The sequence below is a fragment of the Deltaproteobacteria bacterium genome, assembly GCA_016213065.1.
In the GTDB taxonomy this organism is placed as follows: domain Bacteria; phylum UBA10199; class UBA10199; order SPLOWO2-01-44-7; family SPLOWO2-01-44-7; genus JACRBV01.
In genome coordinates this window covers 1-4,528 of the sequence record JACRBV010000039.1, presented here as the reverse complement: position 1 = coordinate 4,528, position 4,528 = coordinate 1, and the positions used below count along the sequence as shown (strand labels likewise).

Genomic DNA, 4,528 nt, shown 5'->3' with positions numbered 1-4,528 from the left:
CGCACACCTTGTCAAAATATACAACCCCATGCCACCGTAGCACCGCTTCCGGTCTCTCGCCTCCCGCCTATCATCAGTGATTGCCAAACATCGGAAACCACACCTACTAATTTTTTGTCGGAGGTAAAACTGAGGGATTACTGATGAGTTTAAGGTTTTTTGTCAGCCAAATGTGCCGACCCACAGGAAAATTTTTAGGAGGCTATTTTGCGAACTTGTTTGGAGTTATCAAAGTTTTAATGATAAGTGGAGGCATGATATCTACTCTTAGTCTTTGGTGGATGAAAAAAACGAGACCTAATTTTATCTTAAAGCGTTTTTGAAAATTGTTTTTGTTGGGGTTGGAGGTAGGCGTCGAAGAGCATGGCTATATTTCTTAGGAAAATGCGCCCAAGTGGGGTGACGCGGATTTTTTCTGAATTTAAACAAATGAGTTGATCCTTTTCCAAGGGTGGAAGTTTTTCTAGCTCTTTTTTGAAATAAACGTCAAAGGGAATATCAAAAGTTTTTTCGAACGCTTTTTTGTCAACACACTGATGGCACATCAATTCGCGAATCACCCATTCTCTTTTCAAATCATCCGCATTCAGAAACATGCCTCTTTGCGTTGCCAAACCCTGACTGAGCGCGAGATTTTCATAATCTTTTAATTTTTTCGCATTTTGCGCAAACGCTCCCGACAAATGGCTGATGGAAGTGACTCCCATGCCAATCATGTCGCAAAAAGATTTGGTCGTGTAGCCCTGAAAATTGCGATACATGGTGCAATGAAGTTTGGCCACCGAGAGCTCGTCATTTTTCTTTGCAAAGTGATCAAGCCCGATGAATTCATATCCGTTATTTTGAAACGATTGCACCGCTTCGCAGAACATTTTCAGTTTTTGAATCGGCGTTGCCAAATCTTGATCGAAAATTTTTCTTTGATGCGCGTGCATCCACGGAACGTAGGCAAAATTAAATAGGGCGATGCGATCAGGATCAAGCACTAAAACTTTTTGTATTGTGCTTTGAAAAGTTTGGAGCGTTTGTTTTGGAAGCCCGTAGATGAGATCCATGTTGATGCTTTTAAATTTCAGTTCACGACACACTTCCACTGCGTGTCGCGTCTGCTTTTCCGGCTGAATGCGTCCTGCCAGTTTCTGCACTTCCGGTTCGAAATCCTGAACGCCGAGACTCACGCGGTTGAAACCAAGTTGACGCAAAACTTTGAGTTGTTCCTCGGTGGTGATCCTGGGATCAATTTCAACCGAAATTTCGGCATCTTTTTCGAAAACGAAATTTTGCAAAATAATGTTGTAGAGTTTTTCAATCTGTTTGGGATTCAAGTAGGTTGGTGTTCCCCCACCCCAATGTAACTGACTCACTTCTCTGGAGCCATCTGTTTTCTGGGCGACGGTTTTAATTTCATGGATCAACGCTTCCAAATAAGGTTCGGAAACTTCATGCCGTTTTGTTGCCACAACATTGCAGGCGCAAAAAGTACAGCGCTCTTCGCAAAAAGGGATATGAAAATATAAAGAGAGCGGCGTTTTCTTTTCGTTTCCTTTTTCGATTTGACGAACAAAATCGTCGGGACCAAAGGTATCATCCCAATTTGGGGCCGTGGGATAGCTGGTGTAGCGCGGACCCGCCTTGCTGTATTTGGAAACTAATGCCTCGGAGATCGTGATCTTCTCGGCATCAATGGTTGTTTGAATGTCCTTCACGGGACCGTTTGAGTATCCGTTTTTGCCATTGCCGTCAATGTCCAAGAGATTTTCAGACTTTGATTGATAAATTCCGACCGTATTATATACTGAGCTCATGAAAAAAAGAAAAATGCATAAATTGGGAAGCAAACGAAATGAAACAGCTCTTACGTGGCGCAAAGTGGGGACCAATTTCAAACAGTCGCGGGATGTTCATGAAGATCGTGGCACGCTTCAGACAAGACATGTCGGCAGAAAAAATTCCAGATAGCCCGTTTTAATATTGCACCAGACTAAAAACTTCTCTCCCCTTCAATTTGTCACGGCCGTGGAGGAAGTTAAGCTCCACAACAAAAGCGCATTCAACCACTTTGCCACCTTGTTTTTCCACCAATTCACAAGTAGCACTCGCCGTTCCACCGGTGGCTAGAAGATCATCAATGACAATAATTCTCTCATTTTCTTTGATGGAATCGATATGCATTTCGATGGTTGCGTTTCCATATTCCAGATCATAGGAAGCTTGAATAGTTTTGTAGGGCAATTTCCCAACTTTGCGGATTGGCACAAGAGCACACCCAAGGCGGTAGGCCAAAGCGGCGCCAAATAAAAAACCGCGTGATTCAATTCCAACAATAGTGTCGATTTTTTTGTCGAGATAACGTTCTCCCAAAGTGTCAATAATTTGCGCAAAGAGATGTCTATCTTGTAAAAGCGGCGTAATGTCTTTGAACAAAATACCCGGCTTTGGAAAATCGGGCACATCCCGGATTTTACTTTTAATCAATTTTGCAATGCTCATTGTCTTCTCCTTGGAAGGACCATGGACTATGGACCATAGAATAACTGCTTTTTGTTTTTAGTCTATAGTCAATGGTCCATTGTCCATAGTCTTGATTTAGTTGACGGGCAAAAAGAAAAGAGGATTTCTAGCCTTCTCCCCTTCTCTTACTTCAAAATGCAAATGGGAACCCGTTGCCCTGCCGGTTCTTCCCACCAACCCAATGACTTGTCCCCGTTTTATTTTTTGTCCCTCTTTTACATTATTTTTTTGATTATGCGCATAGGCCGTAAAAAAATCATCACGGTGACGTATCAGAATTAAATTGCCATAACCGTGCATGGAACCCGCATAAACAACCGTACCGGCATCTGCCACATGTATGGGAGTGCCGGTCACCGCTTTGATGTCCACACCGTCATGCCTTCTCCCATGGCGCACACCAAATGGGGAAATCACTGATCCATCCACAGGCCATTTAAAACGCGTGTGATCGGTATAAATTTTTGTCGAAATTTCTTTCCCTTTTTTCTTTGCTGGTTTCTTTTCGATATTTTTTGCAATTTTTTCTTCAAAAGGCAATTTTTTATAACGGCGCTCGCGTCGTGGTGGAATGTAGAGTTTTTCTCCGGGGGTTAAAGCATGATCCACATTCTGCACATTGTTTTCCTCGGCCAAATCCTGCAAATCAACGCCATAAGATTTTGCAATCCAGAGAAGATTTTCTCCTTTGCGCACTTTATGAAAAACGCCATGGGCATCATAGGATGTGGCGCAACTGAATAAGAAGCAAGAAACAAAGAAGCAGAGAAGCAAAGAAATAACTCTTTTTTCTCTGCTTCTTGCCTCTCTGCTTCTTGCTTCTTTGCCTCTCTGCCTCTCTCTTCTATTCACCCTTCCACCCTTCCTTCCCAATCAGCTTTACAAACCGGCAATCCGACAAAACAAATGTTGCCCACTCTCCGTTTATTTTTTTTAATAAATACATTTTTTGACTCTCCGTTGAACCAACCGGTATCAGCAAGCGCCCCCCCTCTGCAACCTGAAGTTTCAATGCCGATGGGATCTCCGGCCCTCCGGCTGTAACAATAATGGCATCGAAAGGAGCTTCTTCGGGCCAACCCAAAGTTCCATCTCCGATACGAAACTCGATATTTTTATAACCGAAACGATATAAAATTTTTCGTGCGGTAACGGATAAATCTTTCAAACGTTCAATGGTGTAAACTTTTTTTGCCAGCTCCGCAAGAATCGCCGTTTGATATCCGGAACCTGTTCCAATTTCCAATACTTTTTCATGACCTTTCAACTCCAAGGCTTGCGTCATCATCCCAACAATTAAAGGTTGGGAAATGGTTTGCCCGGAACCAATGGTCATGGGACGATCTTGATAAGCCTGATCTTCCAGACCCTTCTCAACAAAACGGTGCCTCGGAATTTTTCCCATGGCCTTCAGAATACGCGGGTCGCAGACACCCCCGGGAATCAATTGCTGTTCAATCATTCTTTTGCGCGCAACACTGTACTCTTTTATAATTTCCACTTGCGTAATGTGTCCAAGAATTCGTGGTCGGTTATGTTGACTTTAATGGGTGTGATGGAAATGTAATTGGCCAAAAGCGCGTTGCAATCGGAACCGGAAATATTTTCAAAATCAAACTGGTCCCCACCGATCCAGTAATATTTTTTGCCGCGCGGATCAATTCTCTCGGCGATAATATCCCCATAATTGCGTTTTCCCTGTTTGGTAAATTGATGCCCCTTAATCTGTTTTAAAAAAAGATTGGGGATATTAACATTCAAAATCACACCGGGAGGAAGCCCCTCTTTCAAAACTTTTTTCGCAAGCCGCACGGCAAATTGAGCCGCACCGGAAAAATTATAATGATCCCGTCCCATCAAAGAAAGCGCAATAGAGGGAATCCCCATAATGCCCCCCTCAACCGCCGCGGAAACGGTGCCGGAATAATGGACATCTTCACCCAGATTGGCTCCTTTGTTAATACCCGAAACAATCAGATCGGGCGGGCGTGTCAAAATTTCTTTGACACCAAGGGTG

General features: G+C 43.3%; 6 protein-coding genes. 1 reads left to right on the top strand and 5 read right to left on the bottom strand.

Translation table 11 applies throughout. The features are described 5' to 3' along the window. Positions 1 to 308: 308 nt before the first annotated feature. Complete coding sequence (gene hemN, locus HY877_02110; protein MBI5299078.1) at positions 309 to 1,706, bottom strand: oxygen-independent coproporphyrinogen III oxidase; 1,398 nt, start codon at positions 1,704 to 1,706, stop codon at positions 309 to 311. 97 nt (positions 1,707 to 1,803) lie between these two features. Between hemN and HY877_02105 the strand changes: the two genes are divergently transcribed. After that, positions 1,804 to 1,959, top strand: coding sequence for a hypothetical protein (locus HY877_02105; protein ID MBI5299077.1), 156 nt, complete (start codon positions 1,804 to 1,806; stop codon positions 1,957 to 1,959). Between the two features lie 6 nt (positions 1,960 to 1,965). On the opposite strand, the gene HY877_02100 is transcribed toward HY877_02105, so the two are convergent. The 4 genes from HY877_02100 to surE all read right to left on the bottom strand — a co-directional run. Continuing rightward, a complete protein-coding gene (locus HY877_02100) occupies positions 1,966 to 2,490 on the bottom strand; it encodes an adenine phosphoribosyltransferase (protein MBI5299076.1) in 525 nt (174 codons plus the stop codon). A gap of 96 nt (positions 2,491 to 2,586) precedes the next feature. Beyond that, the gene (locus HY877_02095) at positions 2,587 to 3,363 is read right to left on the bottom strand and encodes a peptidoglycan DD-metalloendopeptidase family protein (GenBank protein MBI5299075.1); all 777 of its coding nucleotides are present in this window, start codon (positions 3,361 to 3,363) and stop codon (positions 2,587 to 2,589) included. Beyond that, a complete protein-coding gene (locus tag HY877_02090; protein MBI5299074.1) occupies positions 3,356 to 3,973 on the bottom strand; it encodes a protein-L-isoaspartate(D-aspartate) O-methyltransferase in 618 nt (205 codons plus the stop codon). The genes HY877_02095 and HY877_02090 overlap by 8 nt, the downstream gene beginning before the upstream one ends. Before the next feature lie 26 nt (positions 3,974 to 3,999). Then, positions 4,000 to 4,528, bottom strand: a 529-nt coding sequence (gene surE, locus HY877_02085; GenBank protein ID MBI5299073.1) for a 5'/3'-nucleotidase SurE, incomplete at its 5' end; no start/stop codon positions are given.